This is a genomic window from Nocardia sp. PE-7, assembly GCF_030486425.1.
In the GTDB taxonomy this organism is placed as follows: domain Bacteria; phylum Actinomycetota; class Actinomycetes; order Mycobacteriales; family Mycobacteriaceae; genus Nocardia; species Nocardia salmonicida_A.
Map to the genome: position 1 here is coordinate 274804 of NZ_CP129614.1, position 21599 is coordinate 296402.

General features: G+C 68.9%; 18 protein-coding genes. 9 read left to right on the plus strand and 9 right to left on the minus strand.

From position 1 onward, the window contains the following. Positions 1 to 59: 59 nt before the first annotated feature. The gene (locus tag QX204_RS01400) at positions 60 to 1709 is read right to left on the minus strand and encodes a (2,3-dihydroxybenzoyl)adenylate synthase (protein WP_301904819.1); all 1650 of its coding nucleotides are present in this window, start codon (positions 1707 to 1709) and stop codon (positions 60 to 62) included. Between the two features lie 125 nt (positions 1710 to 1834). Between QX204_RS01400 and QX204_RS01405 the strand changes: the two genes are divergently transcribed. From QX204_RS01405 to QX204_RS01420, 4 genes are all read left to right on the plus strand, one after another. Then, positions 1835 to 5599, plus strand: coding sequence for a non-ribosomal peptide synthetase (locus tag QX204_RS01405; protein ID WP_301904820.1), 3765 nt, complete (start codon positions 1835 to 1837; stop codon positions 5597 to 5599). Positions 5600 to 5672: 73 nt separating this feature from the next. After that, positions 5673 to 6536 (plus strand): oxidoreductase, encoded by an 864-nt coding sequence (locus tag QX204_RS01410; RefSeq protein WP_301904821.1) that lies wholly within the window; start codon positions 5673 to 5675, stop codon positions 6534 to 6536. Between the two features lie 81 nt (positions 6537 to 6617). Beyond that, positions 6618 to 7088 (plus strand): carboxymuconolactone decarboxylase family protein, encoded by a 471-nt coding sequence (locus QX204_RS01415; protein ID WP_301904822.1) that lies wholly within the window; start codon positions 6618 to 6620, stop codon positions 7086 to 7088. A 317-nt stretch (positions 7089 to 7405) separates the two neighbouring features. Further along, on the plus strand, positions 7406 to 8494 hold the full coding sequence (locus tag QX204_RS01420) for a 3-deoxy-7-phosphoheptulonate synthase (RefSeq protein ID WP_301904823.1): 1089 nt from the start codon (positions 7406 to 7408) through the stop codon (positions 8492 to 8494). Between the two features lie 52 nt (positions 8495 to 8546). Here QX204_RS01420 and QX204_RS01425 read toward each other — a convergent pair whose 3' ends face one another. Both QX204_RS01425 and QX204_RS01430 read right to left on the minus strand, forming a co-directional pair. Continuing rightward, entirely contained in the window at positions 8547 to 9164 is a 618-nt protein-coding gene (locus tag QX204_RS01425) for a LysE family translocator (RefSeq protein ID WP_301904824.1), read from the minus strand. 51 nt (positions 9165 to 9215) lie between these two features. Continuing rightward, complete coding sequence (locus QX204_RS01430) at positions 9216 to 9953, minus strand: NYN domain-containing protein (protein WP_301904825.1); 738 nt, start codon at positions 9951 to 9953, stop codon at positions 9216 to 9218. A 225-nt stretch (positions 9954 to 10178) separates the two neighbouring features. Here QX204_RS01430 and hrpB point away from each other — a divergent pair, with 225 nt between their 5' ends. After that, entirely contained in the window at positions 10179 to 12662 is a 2484-nt protein-coding gene (gene hrpB / locus QX204_RS01435) for an ATP-dependent helicase HrpB (protein ID WP_301904826.1), read from the plus strand. A gap of 9 nt (positions 12663 to 12671) precedes the next feature. Here hrpB and QX204_RS01440 read toward each other — a convergent pair whose 3' ends face one another. From QX204_RS01440 to QX204_RS01450, 3 genes are read right to left on the minus strand one after another with little or no spacing between them, the layout of a single operon-like run. Continuing rightward, on the minus strand, positions 12672 to 13202 hold the full coding sequence (locus tag QX204_RS01440) for an SAM-dependent methyltransferase (protein WP_301904827.1): 531 nt from the start codon (positions 13200 to 13202) through the stop codon (positions 12672 to 12674). After that, positions 13195 to 13809, minus strand: a complete 615-nt coding sequence (locus QX204_RS01445; protein ID WP_301904828.1) for a GNAT family N-acetyltransferase — start codon at positions 13807 to 13809, stop codon at positions 13195 to 13197. The genes QX204_RS01440 and QX204_RS01445 overlap by 8 nt, the downstream gene beginning before the upstream one ends. Positions 13810 to 13851: 42 nt before the next feature. Then, on the minus strand, positions 13852 to 14688 hold the full coding sequence (locus QX204_RS01450) for an SMP-30/gluconolactonase/LRE family protein (RefSeq protein WP_301904829.1): 837 nt from the start codon (positions 14686 to 14688) through the stop codon (positions 13852 to 13854). A 114-nt stretch (positions 14689 to 14802) separates the two neighbouring features. On the opposite strand from QX204_RS01450, the gene sigJ reads away from it, so the two are divergent. Continuing rightward, positions 14803 to 15702: an RNA polymerase sigma factor SigJ gene (gene sigJ / locus QX204_RS01455; protein WP_301904830.1), complete on the plus strand. Its 900-nt coding sequence runs from the start codon at positions 14803 to 14805 to the stop codon at positions 15700 to 15702. A 97-nt stretch (positions 15703 to 15799) separates the two neighbouring features. Here the strand turns inward: sigJ and QX204_RS01460 are convergent, their stop codons facing one another. After that, positions 15800 to 16015 (minus strand): hypothetical protein, encoded by a 216-nt coding sequence (locus QX204_RS01460; protein WP_301904831.1) that lies wholly within the window; start codon positions 16013 to 16015, stop codon positions 15800 to 15802. A 173-nt stretch (positions 16016 to 16188) separates the two neighbouring features. Here QX204_RS01460 and QX204_RS01465 point away from each other — a divergent pair, with 173 nt between their 5' ends. Next, positions 16189 to 17367, plus strand: coding sequence for a pyridoxal phosphate-dependent aminotransferase (locus QX204_RS01465; RefSeq protein WP_301904832.1), 1179 nt, complete (start codon positions 16189 to 16191; stop codon positions 17365 to 17367). A 44-nt stretch (positions 17368 to 17411) separates the two neighbouring features. Here QX204_RS01465 and QX204_RS01470 read toward each other — a convergent pair whose 3' ends face one another. Together QX204_RS01470 and QX204_RS01475 are read right to left on the minus strand one after the other, a co-directional pair. Then, the gene (locus QX204_RS01470; RefSeq protein WP_301908222.1) at positions 17412 to 18086 is read right to left on the minus strand and encodes a trimeric intracellular cation channel family protein; all 675 of its coding nucleotides are present in this window, start codon (positions 18084 to 18086) and stop codon (positions 17412 to 17414) included. Between the two features lie 101 nt (positions 18087 to 18187). Beyond that, positions 18188 to 18832, minus strand: a complete 645-nt coding sequence (locus QX204_RS01475) for a LysE family translocator (RefSeq protein ID WP_301904833.1) — start codon at positions 18830 to 18832, stop codon at positions 18188 to 18190. Between the two features lie 325 nt (positions 18833 to 19157). Between QX204_RS01475 and QX204_RS01480 the strand changes: the two genes are divergently transcribed. Both QX204_RS01480 and QX204_RS01485 read left to right on the plus strand, forming a co-directional pair. Beyond that, positions 19158 to 20825: a DNA repair helicase XPB gene (locus QX204_RS01480; RefSeq protein ID WP_056818641.1), complete on the plus strand. Its 1668-nt coding sequence runs from the start codon at positions 19158 to 19160 to the stop codon at positions 20823 to 20825. 99 nt (positions 20826 to 20924) lie between these two features. After that, positions 20925 to 21590, plus strand: coding sequence for a DUF3239 domain-containing protein (locus QX204_RS01485; RefSeq protein ID WP_301904834.1), 666 nt, complete (start codon positions 20925 to 20927; stop codon positions 21588 to 21590). The last annotated feature ends 9 nt before the right edge of the window (positions 21591 to 21599 follow it).

The following is a 21599-nucleotide window of genomic DNA, read 5'->3' on the forward strand; positions in this document are numbered from 1 at the left end:
CCATGTTCACGCGAAATCAGTTGTCCCGGAAGACGCTGTCGGCAAGAGTTTTCGGACCGTCAACCGTGCATGGCACGCAAGGCCTTTTTATCGATCTTGCCGACTGCGGTGATGGGCAGTGAATCCGCCTGGCGGACGAGGTCGGGGAGTTTGTAGGTGGCCAGGCCGCGTTCGGTGAGGAAGGTCTTGATCTCGCCGAGCGTCGGCAGTTCGCCGGTGACAACCAGGACGACACAGGCCTTTTCGCCGAGCGAGGCATCGGGCAGGCCGACCGCGGCGGCGTGGCGGACCGTGGGGTGGGCGAGCAGATGCTCCTCGAGTTCATCGCAGGAGATGTTCTCGCCGCCGCGGTTGATCACATCCTTGATCCGGCCGCTCACGACCAGGTGGCCGCTGGGTAGTTGCCGGACGAGATCGCCGCTGCGGTAGAAGCCGTCGGCGGTGAAGGCGCGCGTATTGTGTTCGGGCGCACGGTAATACCCGCGCAGGGTGTAGGGGCCGCGGGTGAGCAGTTCGCCTTCTTCGCCCGGGGCCACATCGTTGCCGTCGGCGTCGACGATGCGCAGTTCGTCGGCAGGGGACAGCGGTCGGCCCTGGGTGGTGCACACCAGTTCTTTGTCGTCGTCGAGACGGGTGTAGTTGAGCAGCCCCTCGGCCATCCCGAACACCTGCTGCAAGGTGCACTGCAACGCGGGCTCGACTTCGCGGGCGTTCACCTCGGCCAGTCGCGCCCCGCCCACCTGCAACAGGCGCAGCGAACTCAGGTCGGCCTCTTCCCAATCCACGGCCGCGCTCCACAGCTGGGCCAGCGGCGGCACGACGCCGGTGACGCTTACCCCGTGCTTCTCGATCGCGGCGAAGGCGGCCTCGGGGCTCGGGTCGAGGGTGAAGGCGACGGCGCCGCCGGTCGCGACGGCGCCGAGGATGCCGGGGCAGGCCAGCGGGAAGTTGTGGGCCGCGGGCAGGGTGGCGAGGTAGACGTCCTCGGGGCCGAGCTCGCAGACCTTCGCGCTGGCGGTCGCGTTGTAGACGTAGTCGTCGTGGGTGCGGGCGATCAGCTTCGGCAGGCCGGTGGTGCCGCCGGAGACCAGCATCACCGCGATCTCGGCCGGGTCGACGATGGGCAGCGAATCGCCGTCGCGAGCAACCGAATCGAGGGCGAGGAACCCGGCGGTGCTTCCGTCGGCGTCGAGCGCCCCGGTGCCCGGATCACCGGCGACCAGCACATGCCGCAGGCTCGGCACCGCCTGGCGCACCGTGGCGGCCAGCTCGCGGTAGTCGAAGTCGCCGAGCTGGTCGGGGATGAGATAGGCGACCGCTTCGGACAGCGCGGCCAGGTGCTCGATCTCGACGCGGCGGTGTGCGGGCAGGGTGAGAACGGGGATGATTCCGGCACGCAGCACGCCGAACAGGGCCGTCGCGAATTCGGGAATGTTCGGCAGCTGCACGATCACGCGGTCACCGGGATTGATCCCGAGGGCGAGCAGCCCGTGCGCCATCCGGTCGGCGGCGGCGTCGAGTTCGGCGTAGGTCTGCGTACCGGCGTCGCTGAGCACGGCGGGGCGCTGAGGCTGGACGCGTGCGGTATCGCGCAGTAGATCGCCGAGTGTGCGCCCGGTCCAATAGCCCGCTGCCCGGTACTCCTGGGCGGCGGCTTCGGGAAATGGGACGTAGCCCTCGCGGTGGCCGGTTGCCGATGTCGACGTCACGTACTGCCTCACTCGAGTCTCGCTACACTTGCAAAGGTTAGGCAACCCTATCTCAATGGAGTAGGCTGCCGCCGGGCAGTACCGAATCCGTCCGGGATGGACGGCGAGCAAGGAGTGATCGGCAGATGGAGAAAGCACCCGCAGGCGGCGCCGGGATCGACCGCGCCGAGATCCGCGCCGCGATCGCCCGTCACCTCGATCTCACCCCCGACGCCGTCGCCGAGGCCGACGATCTGATCCAGCTCGGCCTCGACTCCATCCGCACGATGAAGCTTGCCGGCGCCTGGCGCAAACGCGGCATCGCCGTGAACTTCGCGCTTTTGGCCGCCCACCCCACCGTCGACGCCTGGTACGCCCTCCTCAACGGCGCCGACCCCGATGACCTGGCGGCAAGCGACAATCCGTCGACTGTGGCCGACTCCGCCACGCCGGTCGACAACCCGGCTGGATCGGGAAGTTTCGACAACTTCGGTGCTGTCGCCGGCGAATCCGTGATCGTCCCCGACGACGGGACGCCTTTCGCGCTCGCGCCCATGCAGCACGCGTACTGGATCGGCCGGTCCGACGCGCAGGAGCTCGGTGGCGTCGCCGCGCACCTGTATGTCGAATTCGACGGTGCCGATGTGTATCCGGAACGGCTCGAGCGGGCCGTCGAACAACTGCTGGCGCGCCATCCGATGCTGCGCACCCGGTTCCTGCCCGACGGCACCCAGCAGACTCTCGACCGGCCCGGCCGCGCGGTGTTCGGCGTGACCGACCTGCGCGAGGCATCCGCCGACGAGGCCGAGCAGCGACTCGTGGAACTGCGCGACGCGCGCACGCATCAGCGGATGGCGGTGGAGGACGGGCAGGTGATCGATATCGCGCTCACCCGCCTCGCCGACGGTCGCACCCGACTGCACCTCGATGTCGACATGCTCGCCGCCGACGCGATGAGCTACCGCATCCTCATCACCGACCTCGCCCGGCTCTATCACGGCGAACCGCTGCCGCCGCAGGAATACACCTTCCGTCAGTACCTGGCCGAGCACCGGCGCGACGGCGTCGAGGCCCACGCCGTCCTCCCACAGGGACCGAGCGCCATCGCCGACGAGCGCACCCGTGACCGCGCCTGGTGGCAAGAACGCCTGAGCGAGCTGCCCGGGGCCCCGGAACTCCCGCTCGCCCAGCACACCGCGGACCCGAATCGCACGATCCGGCTGCACCGCTGGCTCTCCCCGCAGGCCAAAGCGCAGGTCTTCGACGCTGCCCATGCCCGTGGGATCACCCCGGCGATGGCGCTGGCCTCGGTATTCGCCGAAACCATCGGCGGCTGGTCGGCCCAGCGCCGTTTTCTGCTGAATCTGCCCCTGTTCCACCGTGAACCGGTGCACCCGCAGGTCGACGGCGTCGTCGGCGACTTCACCTCCTCGGTCCTGCTGGAAGTCGACGTCACCGAGCCCGCCACCGTCGCCGATCGTGCGCGCGCGCTCCAGCAACGCCTGCACGAAGCGGGCGCGCACTCCGCGTACTCCGGCCTGGAGGTCCTGCGCGACCTCGGCCGTCATCGCGGCGAACCGGTGCTGGCACCCATCGTGTACACCAGCGCCCTCAACCTCGGCGAACTCTTCCCCGACATCGTCACCGACACCTTCGGCGACCCCGTCTGGATCATCTCCCAGGGCCCGCAGGTCCTGCTCGACGCCCAGATCACCGAGGTCCGCGGCGGTCTGCTGCTGAACTGGGACATCCGCGAATCCGCTTTCCCGGCAGGCATGGTCGACGCCATGTTCGCCCGCTACATCGAAGCGATCGAACGCCTCGGCGGCCAGTTCGACGAGGCGTCGGCCGAGTCCGACGGCGCGCAACGGACGGCGGTCGAGCCCGCGCGGTCGCCGGAGATCTCGGCGACGCTGCCGGTGGTGCCCGCTGGCGCGGCGGCGGATTCGGCCGGACTTGCTCGGTTCGCCGGGGGAGCGGGGTGGCAGGCCGAGGCAGGCGTGCGGATTCCGGTGGAGCAGGCCGCTACCCGGGCGCGCGTGAACGCCACCGCGGGGCCGGTGAGCGGCGGGCTGCTGCACACCGGCTTCTTCGCGAACGCGGCGACGAATCCGTCCGCGCCCGCGGTGCTCTGGGAGCCTGCCGGGCAGCTGACCTATGGCGAGCTGGCAGCCGACGCGCTGGCGGTGGCCGGTGCGCTCCGGGAAGCCGGTGTGGCCCCTGGTGATTCGGTCGCGGTGCAGCTTCCGAAGGGTCCCGACCAGATCGTCGCGGTGCTCGGCGTGCTCGCGGCGGGCGCGGTGTACGTGCCGATCGGGTTCGATCAGCCCGCGGCTCGTCGCGCCGAGATCCTCGGCACCGCGGACGCGGTCGCCGTGCTCACCGTCGGCGGTGCGCAGATCCCCGATGCTCGCGCGATCGACTTGGCGCAGGCCCGTACCCACCCGCAACCGTTGGCGCGCCCCGTCTTCGGAGACCCGGAGAACATCGCCTACGTGCTGTTCACCTCCGGTTCCACCGGCAAGCCCAAGGGCGTCGAGGTGCCGCACCGCGCCGCCATGAACACCATCGACGACCTCAACGAGCGTTTCGGCCTCGGCCCGGCCGACCGCGCGCTTGCCCTGTCGGCCCTCGAGTTCGACCTCTCCGTCTACGACATCTTCGGCCTGCTCGCGGTGGGTGGCGCGGTGGTCACCGTCGACGACGCGCAGCGCACCGACCCCGCCGTATGGGTCGAACTCATTCGCCGCCACCGTATTTCGATGCTCAACTGCGTCCCGAGCCTGCTGGACATGCTGCTCACCGCCGCGCCGGCCACCGCCGCCGAGTCCGAGCCGCTGACATCGCTTCGCGCGGTGATCCTCGGCGGCGACTGGGTAGATGTCGCGCTCCCCGCACGCCTCGCCGCAGTGGCCCCGAACAGCCGTTTCGCCGGTCTCGGCGGCGCCACCGAGACCGCGATCCACTCCACCATCTGCGAGGTCGTCGACGCGCGGGTCCCCGCCGAGTGGACCGCCGTGCCCTACGGCACCCCCTTGCGCAATGTGCAGTGCCGCGTCGTCGGGCCTGCGGGTAACGACTGCCCCGATTGGGTGAGCGGCGAACTCTGGATCGGCGGTAACGGCGTGGCCGCCGGCTACCGCAACGACCCGGAGCGCACCGCCGACCGTTTCGTCGCCCACGAGGGTCTGCGTTGGTACCGCACCGGTGACCTGGCCCGCTACCTGCCCGACGGCGGTCTGGAATTCCTCGGCCGCGCCGACCATCAGGTCAAGATCCGTGGCTACCGCGTCGAACTCGGCGAGGTGGAGAGCGCCCTACGCGCGGTCCCCGGTGTCCGCCACGCCGTGGCCGCGGTGGTCGGGACGGCCGCGCCGAAGCTGGTCGCCCTGGTGGTGCCGAGCCAGGGCGAAACCCTGCACATCGAGACGGTGCTCGCCGCGACCGCCGACCTCGTCCCGTCCTACATGGTGCCGACGCGCCTGGAACTGCTCCCCGAACTGCCCCTCACCCCGAACGCCAAGCCGGACCGCAAGGCCATCCGCGCGGTGCTCGAAAAGCACGAGAGCGCAGATGAATTCGTCGAGCCGCGCACCGATCTCGAACGGGCACTCGTCGCGGTCGTCGCGGAGGTGCTCGCCACCGAACGCATCGGCGTCACCGACGACTTCTTCGCCCTCGGCGGCGATTCGGTGCTCGCCACCACCGCCGTGGCCCGCATCCGCGAATGGCTAGACGCCCCCGACACCGTCGTGGCCGACCTTTTCACCGCCCGCACCATCGAGGGCCTCGCGGCGCGCATGTCGGAGCGGGAAAGGGACTCCGGCGACACGGGCCGACTCGAACTGGTCGCCGCGATGTATCTCGAGGTCGCCGCGATGACCGACGACGAGGTACTGGCCCAGTCGTGACGACGGCGGGCGCGAACTACGCACCGGCTCTTGCCGATTCGCGCATTCCCCCTGCGTCGCTAGACTTCCGCCAGTGAGTAAGTGGACTGTCGCCGACCTGCCCGACCAGACCGGTCGCACGATCATCGTCACCGGTGCCAACAGTGGTCTCGGCGCCGCCACCGCGCGGGCGCTGGCGGCGGCGGGCGCGCGAGTGATCCTGGCCTGTCGCGATACGGCCAAGGCGCAGCGGGTGGCCGAGGGGATGCGCGGCGAGACCGAAGTCCGTGAACTCGACCTGGCGAACCTGAATTCGGTGCGCGCCTTCACCGATTCGATCGAACGCGTCGACGTGCTGATCAACAACGCGGGTGTGATGGCACTGCCGCTGCGCCGCACCGCCGACGGTTTCGAGATGCAGTTCGGCACCAACCATCTCGGTCACTTCGCGCTCACCAACCTGCTGCTCGACCGCATCACCGATCGGGTGGTGACGGTGTCGAGCGTGGCGCACCGCATCGGCAAGATCGATCTGGCCGACCCCAACTGGGAGCAGCGCCACTACGACCGCTGGCTCGCCTACGGTCAATCCAAGCTGGCAAACCTGATGTTCGCCTTCGAGTTGCAGCGTCGACTGGCCGGTGAGGGCGCCGCGGTGATCTCGGTGGCCGCCCACCCGGGCTACGCCGCGACCGAACTCATGTCGCACACCGAGACCCTCCAGGACGCGGTGATGTGGCTGGGCAATCGGATGCTCGCCCAGGACGCCGACCAGGGCGCGTTACCCACACTGTTCGCCGCCACCGGCGCGGTGAAGGCGGGCACGTTCTACGGCCCCGATGGTTTCCTCGGCCTGCGCGGTTACCCCGCCCGTGCGGGCAGCGCGCCTACGGCGCGCAATCGCAAGGTGGCGGCCGAACTGTGGGAGCTCTCCGAGAAGCTCTGCGGCCTGATCTGATTTCGTGATCGCGGTCACACCGCGTCACACTGCGAAGGGCTCCCTCGTCGTCTCTATGAACCCCACGACGAAGGAGTCATCATGGAAGCGCGCTTCAACCTCTACGGCAACGCCATCGCCACGAGCTTCAGCAAGCGACTGATCATGGCGGGCAAGGTCATCGACGATTCGCCGCTGCCCAAGTCCACCTACGAGCTGGTGAAGATCCGGGCCTCGCAGATCAACGGGTGCAGCTACTGCGTCGACATGCACACCAAGGATGCCGCCCACGCGGGCGAATCGGCGGTGCGGATCAACCTGGTCGCCGCCTGGCGGGAGGCCAACGTCTTCACCGAGCCGGAACGGGCCGCCCTCGCCCTCACCGAGGAAGCGACCCGCACCGCCGACGGCGGCCACGTCAGCGACGACACCTTCGCCCAGGTCCGCAAGCACTACGACGACGACCAGATCGCAGCCCTGATCGCCGCCATCGCGATGATCAACGCCTGGAACCGTCTCAACGCCATCGCCCACACTCCCGCCGGTGACTACGTCCCCGGTCAGTGGGGCTGATCAACGGAACAGATGCCCGTGCTCGGCCGCCCGCTGCGCGAAGGTGCGCGGGTCGGCCGAGCACCTGCTCGTCGACGCGGGCGGGCGCCGCGATGTGACGGTCCACACTCCGGGCAACCGTGGCAGACCTTTCGACGTTTTACCGGTGGTACAGTCCATCCCATGCAGCGCGCATATTTCTGGTTTAGCTATCCGGCCCTGGGTGGGCCGGTCTGCGACCCTGCGCGCTGACTTCCTCCACCTCGAGCCGGATAACGCCCGGCTCGACGGTAGCGATTTCCGTGGGTCGGCCTCTTAACGCAAAGGACCCACATCTCATGACCACCGCAGCCGATGTCGACTCGCGGCATTCTGATCTCGATGACCAGCGCACCCTCAGCGTGAGCCCGCTGCGCTCGCCCGCCGAGGTCCGCATGGTTCACCAGATCACCGATGCCCTCGCCGACGTCGTACGTTCGGGCCGCAAGGCCACCGTCGACGTGCTCAACGGCGACGACGACCGCCTCATGGTGATCGTCGGCCCGTGTTCGGTGCACGACCCCGCCGCTGCGCTGGAATACGCGCGCAAGCTGGCCGAGAAGGCCGCCGAGCTCGGCGACCGGCTGCACATCGTGATGCGCGTGTACTTCGAGAAGCCGCGCACCACGCTGGGCTGGAAGGGTCTGATCAACGATCCGCACCTGGACGGCTCGTTCGACGTGAACACCGGCCTCGGCATCGGCCGCAAGGTGCTCGTCGACATCACCGCCCTCGGCCTGCCGGTCGCGTGTGAGTTCCTCGACCCCATCACCCCGCAGTACATCGCCGACCTGGTCTCCTACGGCGCGATCGGTGCCCGCACCGCCGCCAGCCAGGTGCACCGGCAGCTGTCCTCGGCGCTGTCGATGCCGGTGGGCATCAAGAACGGCACCGACGGTGACGTACAGGTCGCGGTCGACGGTGTGCGTGCCGCCGCCGCCAGCCACGTCTTCCCCGGCACCGACCTCGACGGCCGCTCCGCGCTGATCCGCACCTCGGGCAACCCCGACTGCCACGTCATCCTGCGCGGCGGCAGCAACGGCACCAACTTCGACGCCGCCTCCTGCGCCGAGGCCAAGCTGCGGCTGGAGAAGTCCTCGCTGGCTCAGCGCCTGGTCGTCGACGCCAGCCACGGCAACAGCAACAAGGACCACAACAAGCAGGTCGACGTCGTCACCGATATCGCCGACCGGATCGCCGCGGGCGAGCGGGGCGTGGTCGGCGTGATGCTGGAGTCGTTCCTCGTCGCGGGCCGCCAGGACCTGACCCTCGGCAAGGCCGACGATCTGACCTACGGCCAGTCCATCACCGACGCGTGCATCGACTGGAACACCACCGCCACCCAGCTCGACCGGTTGGCAGACGCTGTGGCCGCACGCCGCGGCTAGTTCTTTCGATCGTCGGTGCGGGCCTCGGATTCCGGGGCCCGCACTGCTGTGTCTACTGGTTCTGCACCGCGAGTCGCCCCGCGAGAGCGACGAAGGAAACGCCGAACACCCGCCGCATCCACCGGACCACCACCGGGCGCGACAGCACATAGGTGCGCATCGCGGCGGCGACTGCTCCGTAGCCCGCGAACACCACGAAGGTCGCCAGCATGAACAGCCCACTGAGCTCGAGCATGCGACCCAGCGCGTTCGGTGCTCCGGTCGGCACGAACTGCGGCAGGAACGCGAAGAAGAAGATCGTCACCTTCGGGTTCAGGATATTCAGCAGCACCGCCGAGGTGACGACCTGTCGCGCCGAAGGCTCCACCTCGGTGCTCTCCTCCGAAATCGCGAGCACGCCCTTGTCCCGCAATGTATTCCACGCCATGTACAGCAGATACGCGACACCGAGATACTTCAAGGTCTGAAACGCGACCGCGCTGGTGTTCAACAGCGCGGCCAGCCCCGTGATCGCCGCGAGCATGTGCGGAACGATCGCCACGGTGCACCCGAAGGCGGCGATCACGCTCGCCCTCGTTCCCCGGGAAAGCCCGGCCGCGAGCGTGTAAAGGGCGCCCGTCCCCGGCGTGGCGACGATGACAAGCGTGGTCAACGCGAACTCTATGCTCATCTCCCGCAGCGTAACCAGCGACAGGTCACCTGGGAAGGTAGACGGCTACGCCTACCAGCCTGTTGGTTTCCGCCAGTGGTTGTCCACCGGATCTGCGAGTTGTGACGAGTAGTAGTGCTGAGCGGACAGCCGCGCCCACCAGTGTCTGCCGGCGCCCTCCGTCGCGGTGCCACGCAGTGCGCCCGCGAGTTGTCGCGAACTGGGATTCACCGTCCCAACCGGCACATGCTGTCGTGCGGTGTGTACGGGCAGCGCCAGATCGGAATCGTTGGAGATCACGATCGCGCCATCGACCTGCCCGCAGAATACGTCGGTCAGCAGGTGGGTGGCCACGTTGACGTCAGAACCCTTCTCTTCGCGCATTCGTACCGTCGCCATCAGGACGTCGTCGCCATTCGGGTTGGTGGCGGGGCGGATCGGTAGATCTGTCGACCACTGCTGCTTTCCGTTCGCGATGATCAGCTCAGCCTTGCCCGACTTGTTCGCGCGTGCGAGTGGTGCTGATTTCGGCCAGGCGACATAGCGACCCAACTCGAGGACATCGATGGACCCGTTCGCCTGGATCGCATTGAGATACACGCTTTGATCGCGGTGCGCGTCAGGGTTGTCTTTCGGATCGACTCGCGCCGTGCAATAGACCACGCGATGAACCGTCGATCCCTGCCAACCGCACAGGGATTCTGCGACCGCGCGCACGTCGAGCCAACGCCAGCCGGAGGTTCCGCGGCCGCAGATTCCTCGCATGCCGTAGTACAAATTGAATGCATCGATGTACACGCCGACCCGCATGATTCCCCCACCGAAGTTGCAGTGTGAACGAGCGCTCCGCTGCCGACTCTCTGTGAGCCGGGCAAAAAAAGACCCAGCCCTACGTGAGGACTGGGTTGGTGGCTCCATAGTAGGGGCGATCTTTGCGCAGGTCAACTGCGTTTGCGCGGTGCGATTTCCAGGCAGGCTGGGTGACCGGATAGTCGGTAGCTTGGTCATGCCGCGAAGGCGGCAGACTGGTCGGTGATGAAGCTTCCTGAACTTCCCGACCTGCCGGTGCGACCGGAGCTGGAGCGGATCACCGCGACGTTGGCTGAGCGCGGGGTCGCGGTGCTGGTCGCGCCGCCGGGTACCGGTAAGACCACGTTGGTGCCGTTGGCGTTGGCGGCGGGGTCGGCGGGGCGCATCGTGGTGGCCGAGCCTCGGCGGTTGGCCGCGCGGGCGGCGGCCGCGCGGATGGCGGCGTTGTTGGGGGAGCGGGTGGGGGAGACAGTGGGGTACGCGGTGCGGGGGGATCGGAAGGTGGGGGCGCGGACGCGGGTCGAGGTGGTGACCTCGGGGTTGTTGGTGCGGCGGTTGCAGCAGGATCCCGAGTTGGGCGGGGTGGGGACGGTGGTGCTCGACGAGTGTCACGAGCGGCATCTGGACGCGGATCTGTTGTTGGCGCTGTTGCTCGACGCGCGGTCGGGGTTGCGGCCCGATCTGCGGGTACTCGCCACGTCGGCGACCGTCGCGGCTGATCGGCTCGCGATCCTGCTCGGCGGGGACGAGGAGCCCGCCCCGGTGGTCGAGGTTCGTGGGCGCGCGTATCCCGTGGAGATCGGATACGTGCCGTCGCTGCCGCGCGAGCGGATCGAGGGGCAGGTGGCGCGGGCGACGCGGGGTGCGCTGGCCGGAACAGACGGTGACGTCCTGGTCTTCCTGCCCGGCGTCGGCGAGATCAACCGGACGGCGGGCCTGCTGCGTGACCTCGACGCGGTCGATGTGGTCCCACTGCACGGCAGACTCGCCGGCGCCGCGCAGGACCTCGCGCTGCGGCCGGGATCGCGGCGGCGGGTCGTCTTGTCCACCGCGGTAGCCGAATCCAGCCTCACCGTCCCCGGCGTGCGCGCGGTCGTCGACTCCGGCCTGTCCCGCGTTTCCCGTGTCGATCACCGGCGTGGCCTGTCCGGCCTTGCGACAGTGCGTGTTTCGGCCGCGGTCGCCGAACAGCGCGCGGGCCGTGCGGGCCGCGAAGCCCCCGGCCACGCCTGGCGCTGCTGGCCCGAATACGAGCACCAAACGCTGCCCGCCTATCCCGAACCGGAGATCCGCACCGCCGAACTGACCCGTCTCGCCCTCGAATTGGCCTGCTGGGGCACACCCGACGGCACCGGCCTCGCCTGGTGGGACGCCCCGCCGGAAGGCGGCCTTGCCGCGGCCCGAACCGTCCTACGCGCACTCGGCGCACTCGATCATTCCGACCACATCACCGCCCGCGGCAAGGCCATGGCTGCCCTCGGCCTGCACCCGCGCCTCGCCCGCGCCCTCCTCGACGGCACCGCCGGAGTCGGCGCGAAAGCCGCCGCCGAAATGGTGGTCCTGATGGACGACGACTCCCTCGCCCACACCGTCGACGCCGCAGCGGCCCTGCGCACTCTGCGCACCGAACGCCCACCGCGTTGGGCTCGTGAAGTCCAACGCCTGACGCGACTCGTCGCGACCATATCGAGCGATCGCGTCGTCGGGAACGAGAGCGGTGGTTCGGGAACGGATGTCGCGGCCCTGTTGATCGCGTTGGCGCAGCCGGAGCGGTTGGCTCGGCGGCGGTCGAGTGGGTCGTCGACGTATCTCATGGCGGGCGGCACCGCCGTGACGCTGCCGCCGGGGTCCGGTCTGGCGGCGGCGGAATGGCTCGCGGTGGCCGTCGCCGATCGTGATCCGGGGCGGGCCGAGGGGCGGATTCGGTTGGCGGCCGTCGCCGATGAAGACCTCGCTCGGGAAGCGGCGCCGGGGTTGGTGGTCGTCGCCGACGAGGTGCGATGGGACGGCGGGGAGGTGGTGGCTCGCCGGGTGGAGCGGTTGGGCGCGATTCTGCTGTCGGAGAAGGCGATACGTCAGCCGGATCGACTGTTGGTGGAACAGGCTGTGCGGCAAGGACTTCAGTCGGAAGGTCTCGGGCTGCTGCGGTGGAGCGATGACGCCCGTGGTCTGCGTCAACGGCTGGACTTCCTGCACCGGACCCTCGGCGCCCCATGGCCCGCTGTCGACGACGACGCGCTCCTCGCCGACCTCGACACCTGGCTCGGCCCGGAACTGTCCACTGCCCGACGCCGTTCCGACCTCGCCCGCATCGACGCGGGCGCCGCGTTGCGCCGCTTGCTTCCGTGGCCTACCGCCGCCCGCCTCGACGAGCTGGCTCCCGAACGCCTGGAAGTCCCCTCCGGCAGCCGTGTCCGCCTCGACTACTCCACCGACCAGCCCGTTCTAGCGGTCAAAGTCCAGGAGATCTTCGGCTGGACCGACCCGCCCACCCTCGCCGACGGCTGCGCTCCCATCCTGCTGCACCTGCTCTCGCCGGCCCAGCGCCCCGTCGCCGTCACCGCGGACCTGCCCTCCTTCTGGAAGAACGGCTGGCCCCAGGTCCGCGCCGACCTGCGCGGGCGCTACCCCAAGCACGCCTGGCCCGAAGACCCCACCACCGTCGTCGCTCACCGAGGTACCGCGCGCCGAGCCACCCGCCCGAACTGACTTCGATCGTCAGGTCAGTGGCGTCGCTCGGACGGCGAGAAGGGTATCGGTGGTGACGGTTGTGCACTGGTAGCCGGCGGCGGCGAAACGTTCGGTGAGTTGCGCGATCGGCGGCGTGGGGCTGTCGGTCGTGCCGTAGCCGTAGCAGAGCCAGAAGCGGCCGGTGGGGGCGAGGCATTCGCGCACCGTCGACCATGCGGTGGTCGCGGGTCCGGTCCAGAACAGGTTGACGTTGACCGCGAAGACCAGGTCGAAGCGGTCGCCGGGATCGAGTTCGGCGAGCAATCGGGCGGGCCCCACCTTCGCGACTTCGCCTTCGACCAGGCGAACACGTCCGGCCGCGATCTCCGCCGCGCAGCGTCGCTCGGCTCGCGCGAGTGCGGTCGCCGACCGGTCGACCCCGACGATCCGTCCGGTTCCGAGCCGGGCCGCGAGCCGGGTCAGCGAGGCGCCGGAACCGGGTCCCAGCTCGAGCACTCGCTCACCCGCCCGCACCCCCATGGTGTCGGCGAACCATTCGAACCGCGTGTCATCAGCCATCGCCCGTGATCTCCCCGGCAGCCGCGAAGTGTTCGGTCTGCGCTGAAGCCGGCCACCCGTCCACCGGCCCGGCCGGGTCGGTGGGGAGTCGGGCCGCGAGCCACTCGTCGACCCGGGCGCCGCGCTGCACCCCGCCCGAGCGCGCCAGTCCCTCGTAGTGGAAGCCGTTGCGGCGGACGACGGTGGCCGAAGCAATGTTGCCGACTATCGCGCGCCAGGTGATCCGGTCCAGCGCGAGACCATCGGGGGCGAAACCGAAATCGCACACCAGGGTGATCGTGCGTGACATCAGGCCGCGCCCGCGGTGGTCCGGGGTGAGCCAGAAGCCGATCTCGCAGGTGCCCGGCCCGCGCGTGTGCAGGCCGACCATCCCCTCGACCTGCCCGTCCTCGGCGGTCCGGATCGCCCAGACCGGCACATTGTCCGCCCAGCCGGGAGCAACGACGCGGTCGAGGAACTGCTCGGCATCGCCGCGCTGATACGGCACGGGAACAGTGGTCCAGCGCTGCACGTCAGGGTCCTGACAGCACTCCACGATGCGGTCGATATCGGCCCCGGTCGGGCGGGTGAGCCAGACGGTGCCGTCGGTGAGCGTGTGCTCGTACATGTGGCCATCTTGACAGTCGGGGCCGAATTCCTCGCCGGATTTTCACGGCCTGCCCGCGCCCGGTGCGGGGGCGGGAAAGGCGACGACCTGTCCGGTCGGGCCGGTCGCCTCGGCGTCACCCCAGGACTGTCCGACGACGTACAACCGCGGATCCGTGCCTCGGCTGAGCGTGCACGAGAACGCCCCACGGTCGAGCCGGACCCGCGCCGACACCTCGCCGCCTTCCCCGACCCGGACACAATGCTGGTTGCCCACATCCGCGTACCAGACCTGACCGTCGGCATCGAGGCAGATGCCGTCGGGGTGATCGCCGGGGGTCGCCGCCCACACGCGCCGATCGCTGAGCCCACCGTCGGCCGCGATGTCGTAGGCGGTGAGCTGCTCGGCGTAGGACTCGGCCACGATCAGCGTCGAACCGTCGGGCGTGATCGCCATGCCGTTCGGAAACGCGAGTCCATCGGCGACCCGGCGCACCACACCGGTGGGCGTGACGCGGACGATGAAGCCGGGTACGAACTCCCCACCGGGGAAATCGAAGCCGATGCTGTTGACATAGGCATTGCCGCGCTCGTCGATGACGATGTCGTTCCACGGCTTGTCCGACACGGCCGAAAGGTCGGCGTAGGCCACCAGCGACCCGTCGGGGTCGCGCCGAAGCAGCCGCCTGGCGGCGGAGTCGACGATCACCAAGCGTCCATCGGGGAGAAAGTCGATGCACATCGGAAACGACGGAACCTGGGCGACGACCTCTGGGCGGTGCCCGTCGTCGAGAACGATCACCTGGTTCGCGCCCCAGTCCGCGAACCACAGTCGACCGTCGTGCCAGCGCGGTGACTCGCCGAACACGATTCCCTCCAGCACGATCTCGGGTGTACTCATCAGCGCCGTCCTTCGTAGTGGCAGTAGTAGTACAGACGACATGAAGTGTGCGGAATCACCGGTGTCCGACCCGTGAGGTCGGTCGCCAGGGGGTACTCCGTAGGATCTTCCTCGATGGTTTCCCCGTTTCTCGCAGACCTGTTCGAATCGCATCGAACGCACTTGCTTTCGGTCGCCTATCGGCTCACCGGAAGCGTCGGCGACGCCGAGGACGCGGTGCAGGAGAGCTGGCTGCGCATGGCCGGGGTGCACCAGTCCGAGATCGACGATCTGCGCGCCTGGCTGACGACGGTGGTCAGCCGAATCTGCCTCGATCACTTGCGAAGTGCCGCCGTGCGCCGCGAAACCTATGTGGGGCAATGGCTTCCGGAGCCGATTGTCTCGGCGGCGAGTTCTTCACGCACCCCGGATCCGCTGGATGTGGTGGTCCGCGATCAGGACAGCCGGATGGCGGCGATGGTGGTGCTCGACGCGCTGACGCCCCAGCAGCGCGTCGCGCTGGTGCTGCACGAGGGACTCGGTGTGCCGTTCGACGAGATCGCCGAGATCCTCGGCGTCTCCGCCGATGCCGCGAGGCAATCGGCAGTGCGTGCGCGCCGCGCGGTGGCGAAAGCGCCGGAACCGGTCGCCGACGATGTGCACGATCAGGCGGTGCGACGATTCCTGGCCGCGCTGGCCACCGGCGATGTCGCCGCGGTAGCCGCCACGCTGCACCCGGATACGACCTTCACGGCCGATGCCGGTGGCACCACCAGGACAGCGCTGAATATCGTTGCCGGACAGGACAAGGTCGCGCGGTTGGCGCTGAGCCTGTGGCGCCGACATCAGGAAGAACCCGGCCTCGACATGCGCGCAGCCGCGGTGAACGGGCAATCGGGCCTGGTGTTCACCGACCCGAACTCACCGTTCGGGCGGCCGGTGCGGGTGCTCGCCTTCTCGGTGCGAGACGGAAAGATCTGGGCGACTTACGATTTCGCCAACGTAGTGAAACTGTCCGGCGCGCGTCCCCGCTGACCCCGCAGCACCGTAGAGGTCCGCGGGGGTCAGCGGTTCGCTTCACAGCGCCGGGCTGATCCGCACAGCGACGCGGACTGCGTCGCATCGCTGAGGGCTAGGGGTAGGTGGAGCCCCAGTTGTGATCGCCGGTAGACGATCCGAGGTTGAAGTCCCCGGTCGAGGAGCCCAGGTTGTTGTTCGGCGTCGCCGAACCGGTGAACCAGTCGACGATCGGACTGGCGACGAGATGATCCTGGATGAATCGCAGGGCCGAACCGGCTACCTCCGACGCAGCCGGTTGCAGGATGAAGTCGAGCAGAGGTGAGGCCATGTGAGCCCCTTTCGATATACCACCACGCTGTGGTGTGTGAGGTAGAACACGGCGAGGCTAGCTGAGGTTGGGGAAACGCACAATAGCCCAGGTCAACGCGGGAAAACGTTTGTGAAACATGCGTGTTCGCTATCGTTCGGCAACGTGGCGGAATAGTGGGATACGCTGCGAAGATGCCGCCTGTGCCGCCCACCGTCGCCCGCCTGCGCCCCTTCGGATCGACCATCTTCGCCGAGATGACCGAGCTCGCCGTCCGTCACGACGCGGTGAATCTGGGCCAAGGCTTTCCCGATACCGACGGGCCCGCGGGCATGCTCGACGCCGCGCGCGCGGCCATCGCCGACGGGCTCAATCAGTACCCGCCCGGGCGCGGAATGCCGGTGCTGCGCCAGGCGATCGCCGACGACCGAGCCCGCCGCTACGGCACCGCCTACGACCCGGCCACCGAAATCCTGGTGACCGTCGGCGCGACCGAGGCGATCAGTGCCGCCGTGCTCGGCCTGGTGGAGCCCGGCCAGGAGGTGGTGCTGATCGAGCCGTATTACGACTCCTACGCCGCCGCGATCGCCCTCGCCGGTGCGCAGCGGCGGACGGCTCGGCTGGTGCCCGACGGCGACCGATTCGTGCTCGACCTGGACAGTCTGCGGGCCGCTATCACCCCGAAAACCCGCATGCTGGTGGTCAATTCGCCGCACAACCCCACCGGTGCCGTACTCGACCGGGCCGATCTCGCCGCGATCGCCGAACTGGCCGTCGACCACGATCTGCTGGTGCTGACCGACGAGGTGTACGAGCATCTCGTCTACGACGGCGCCGAGCACATCAGCATCTCCACACTGCCCGGGATGCGCGAGCGGACCATCGTGGTGTCCAGCGCGGCGAAGACTTTCAATGTCACCGGTTGGAAGATCGGTTGGGCGTGCGCGCCCTCGCCACTGCTCGACGGTGTGCTCGCGGCCAAACAGTTCCTCACCTTCGTCGGCGGTGGGCCGTTCCAGCCTGCCGTCGCGCACGCGATCAACGAGGAATCGGACTGGGTACTCGCCCAGCGCGACGGGCTCGGCGACAAGCGAACGCGGCTGTCGGAGGCGTTGCGCGACACCGGTTTCACGGTCTCGGCCAGCGACGGCGGCTACTTCGTCTGCGCCGATATCCGGCCGCTCGGCGCCGAGGACGGACTGGCGTTCTGCCGTGAACTCCCCGCGCGACTCGGCGTCGCCGCCGTACCGGTCAGCGTCTTCGCCGACCACCCGGCGGACTGGAAACACCTGGTGCGCTTCACCTTCAGCAAACGCGACGAGACGATCGACGAAGGAATCCGTCGACTCCGAACCGGCGCCGCAGCGCACTGACCCGAGCCGGACGCCCCTAGTCCGGTGAACCCGGACGACACGAGTCAGTCACGCGCGTGGCGAGCCAGCGGCGCATGCCACTGATAACGCCGAGCCAGCAGCCGAAACCCCACCGCCCCCGCAGCGGCGAGTAGTCCGGTCCACGCTTGGTACAGGTCGAACGACAGCAGCGCGGCGGTCGCGGCCGCGCCGAACAGGGCCGGGATCGCGTAGAGGTCCTGGTCCGGGCGCAAGACGGTGGGCACCTCGCCACTGAGCACATCGCGAATCACCCCGCCGCCGATGGCGGTCGTCATGCCGAGCAGGGCGGCGGTGGGCGCGCCGAGCCCGGCCGAGTCGGCGATCACGGTCCCGGTGACGCAGAACAGCCCGAGCCCGATCGCGTCGGCGACTTCGAGCGGCCCCTTGGTGAGTCGGCGCGACGGCGCGATGAAGTACAGGACCAGCGCGGTCAGTATCGACGCGGACAGATAGGTGAGGTCGGTGAACGCGGCCGGGGGAGTTCGCCCGATCAGCAGGTCACGCACGATGCCGCCGCCGAGCGCGGTCGCGCACGCCATCACCACCATCCCGAACAGATCGAGCCGCTTGCGCACCGCGACCAGCGCCCCCGACGCGGCGAAGGAGATGACTCCCATCATCTCGCCGCCCCGATGCACCGCGTTCACCGCCGAATCCAGCTCGCTGACCGAAGGCCCTGCCAACGCCGCCACCAGCACACCCACGCTCACCACGCACTCCTTCGCCTCGCTGCTCCGAAGCAGCGTGACACGCAGGAGCGTGGCCCCGGCGACCGGTCCCGGCGACGGAGACCTGAATCTCAGGCGGGGGCGGGGCGGGCCTTGTCGGTGGCGAGGAGAACGGCGATGGCGCCGAGGGCGGTGCCCATGAGATAGCGCTGCGTGCGCAGCCACAGCGGACGCGCGGCGAGGAAGGTGGCCAGGCCGGCGGCGCCGAGGACGATCATGGCGTTCACCGTGAGGGCCACCGTGATCTGGATCGCGCCCAGCGACAGGCTCTGCAACCAGAGGGCGCCACGATCGGGGTCGACGAACTGGGGGATCAGCGCCATGTACATGATCGCGATCTTCGGATTGAGCAGGTTGGTGGCCAATCCCATCGTGAACAGTCGTCGCGCGGGGTCGTGCGGCAGGTCGGCGGGCGCGAACACCGAGACCCCGCCCGGCCGGATCGCCTGCCAGGCCAGCCAGAGCAGATACGCCGCCCCCGCCAGCTTCACCGCCAGATACAGCCCGGGAACAACCGCGAACACCGCCGTGATCCCCGCCGCGGCGGCCATCAGATAGACCCCGAACCCCGCCGCGACCCCCAGCAGCGAGATCATCCCCGCCCGACGCCCCTGCGCGACGGTGCGCGAGACCAGATACATCATGTTCGGCCCCGGTGTCAGCACCATGCCGAGCGCCGCCGCCGCAACCCCGAGAACCGCCGTTGTCTGAAGCATGCACTGAGTTTGACCTGGTCAGGCCCCGGTTGTCGCGGTCCAGTCGGCACCCGCTGGACCGGTGCTCACCGCTTGCACGCCATCGCCGCACGAGCCATGTCGGACTGGGTCCGTACAATCGAACGAGCCGCCCACCAGGGCATGGCACATCAACTCAGAGCATCTAGGCCGAACGCAACCCCGCACAGGGCGAGTCTTACGAGCCCGTTCGGGGCCGCCCCCTCGATTCAGCGCTCGAAGCGCATGCGCCGTAGGCGCGAGTCTCGAGTGCTGAATCGAGGGGTTACAGGCCCCGAACCCGCGGCCCCGGCCGCAAAGGAGTCCAGTGACCGACGGTCCGCTGATCGTGCAAAGCGACAAGACACTGCTGCTCGAGGTCGACCACGAGCTGGCAGGCAACGCTCGGCAGGCCATTGCCCCGTTCGCGGAGCTGGAGCGCGCGCCCGAGCATGTGCACACCTATCGGATCACGCCGCTGGCGCTCTGGAATGCCCGCGCGGCGGGCCACGACGCCGAGCAGGTCGTGGACGCGCTGGTGAACTTCTCGCGCTACGCCGTGCCGCAGCCGCTGCTCGTCGACATCGTCGACACGATGGGTCGCTACGGCCGATTGCAGCTGGTCAAGCATCCGGCGCACGGCCTGTGCCTGATCAGCCTGGATCGCGCGGTGCTCGCGGAAGTGTTGCGGCACAAGAAGATCGCACCGATGCTGGGCGCTCGCGTCGATGACGACACCGTGATCGTGCACCCGTCCGAGCGCGGGCATATCAAGCAGATGCTGTTGAAGATCGGCTGGCCCGCGGAGGACCTGGCCGGTTATGTCGACGGCGAGGCGCACGACATCGGCCTCGATTACACCGAGGGCAAGTGGCACCTGCGCGACTACCAGGAGATGGCCGCCGACTCCTTCTGGGCGGGCGGTTCCGGTGTAGTCGTGCTGCCGTGCGGCGCGGGCAAGACGATGGTCGGCGCGGCCGCGATGGCCAAGGCCAAGGCCACCACCTTGATCCTGGTCACCAATACCGTGGCGGGCAGGCAGTGGCGACGCGAACTGCTGGCGCGCACCACGCTCACTGAGGAGGAGATCGGCGAGTACTCCGGCGAGCGCAAGGAGATCCGCCCGGTCACCATCGCCACCTACCAGGTCATCACGCGTAAATCGAAGGGTGAGTACAAGCACCTCGAGCTGTTCGACAGCCGTGATTGGGGCCTGGTGATCTACGACGAGGTGCACCTGCTGCCCGCGCCGGTCTTCCGGATGACCGCCGACCTCCAGTCGCGCCGCAGGCTCGGTCTCACCGCCACGCTGGTGCGTGAGGACGGCCGCGAGGGCGACGTGTTCTCGCTGATCGGCCCGAAGCGCTACGACGCTCCGTGGAAGGACATCGAGGCGCAGGGCTGGATCGCACCGGCCGACTGCGTCGAGGTGCGGGTGACGCTCACCGACGCGGAGCGGATGGCCTACGCCGTCGCCGAGCCGGAGGAGCGCTACAAGCTGTGCTCCACCGCGCGCACCAAGATCCCGGTGGTCGAGTCCATCCTCGCCCGCCACAAGGGCGCGCCAACCCTGGTGATCGGCGCCTACCTGGATCAGCTCGACGAGTTGGGTGTCGACCTGAACGCTCCGGTCATCACCGGCGCGACCAAGAACCGCGAACGCGAGGCGCTGTTCGACGCCTTCCGCTCCGGTGAGGTCCCGGTGCTGGTGGTGAGCAAGGTCGCCAACTTCTCCATCGACCTACCGGAAGCCTCTGTGGCGGTGCAGGTTTCGGGCACCTTCGGCTCCCGCCAGGAAGAGGCCCAGCGCCTCGGTCGACTGCTGCGGCCGAAACAGGATGGGGGGCAGGCGCATTTCTATTCGGTGGTCGCGCGCGACACGCTCGACGCCGAATACGCCGCGCACCGGCAGCGCTTCCTCGCCGAGCAGGGCTACGCCTACCGCATCGTCGACGCCGACGACCTGCTCGGTCCGCCCATCGGAGACGGCGTGTAGCACTGTTCGCCAGGTCAAAGGGGGGTAGCGTGCGATGTGCGAACCCCTCGGCAGATAAGTGGAGGCAATTCCTCCGCAACTTGTGCTAGGAAGGAAGGCGTGCGCCGCTTCGAATTCGTGGTCGACCGTGAACACGCTCATGCGGTCAATGAGACGTTCACCGGGTTGCGCAGGTTGCGCCTGGTAGCACTGCTGGTCGCCGGTCTCGCGGTGGCGGCCACGGTGGCGCTGGTGTGGAGCGGGCAGGCGTGGGGATTTCTGCTCGCGGTGGTGTGCGTGCTCGTCGCGGCCATCGCGCTGTGGGTGGCCCTGTGGACGCCGCACCGGTCCAGCATCGAAAAGCTCTACCACGACGGCGTTCTCGTACCCGCCGTCGTGAGCGATGCCGAGCCGGGCGGCATCGTGTTGCTCGCCCTGGTCGATATCGCCGAACCCGCCGCCGCGGAGCGCAGCTGGGCGCTGATCACCCGCAAGGTGCGCACGCTGCCCGGCCACACACCCCAGCGGGGCGAGCGAGTGCCCGCCGTCGCGGTGCGCACCGATCGCGCCCCTCGCCAGGTCGGCGAGCGGTGGCAGCTGGTCACGGCCATGCCGATCGCCTGGGGCACGCGGGACGACGCGGTGATCGAGCGGGCCTGCGACGCCATCAACGAGGTCGAATGGCGGCTGCTCGCGCAGAACCTGGCGCTGGCCGCACGGGTGAAGCGCACGGCGACCAAACGCCTGCTCCTCGACCCGCAGCATCTGCCCACCGACCTGGGCTAGGCGTACCGC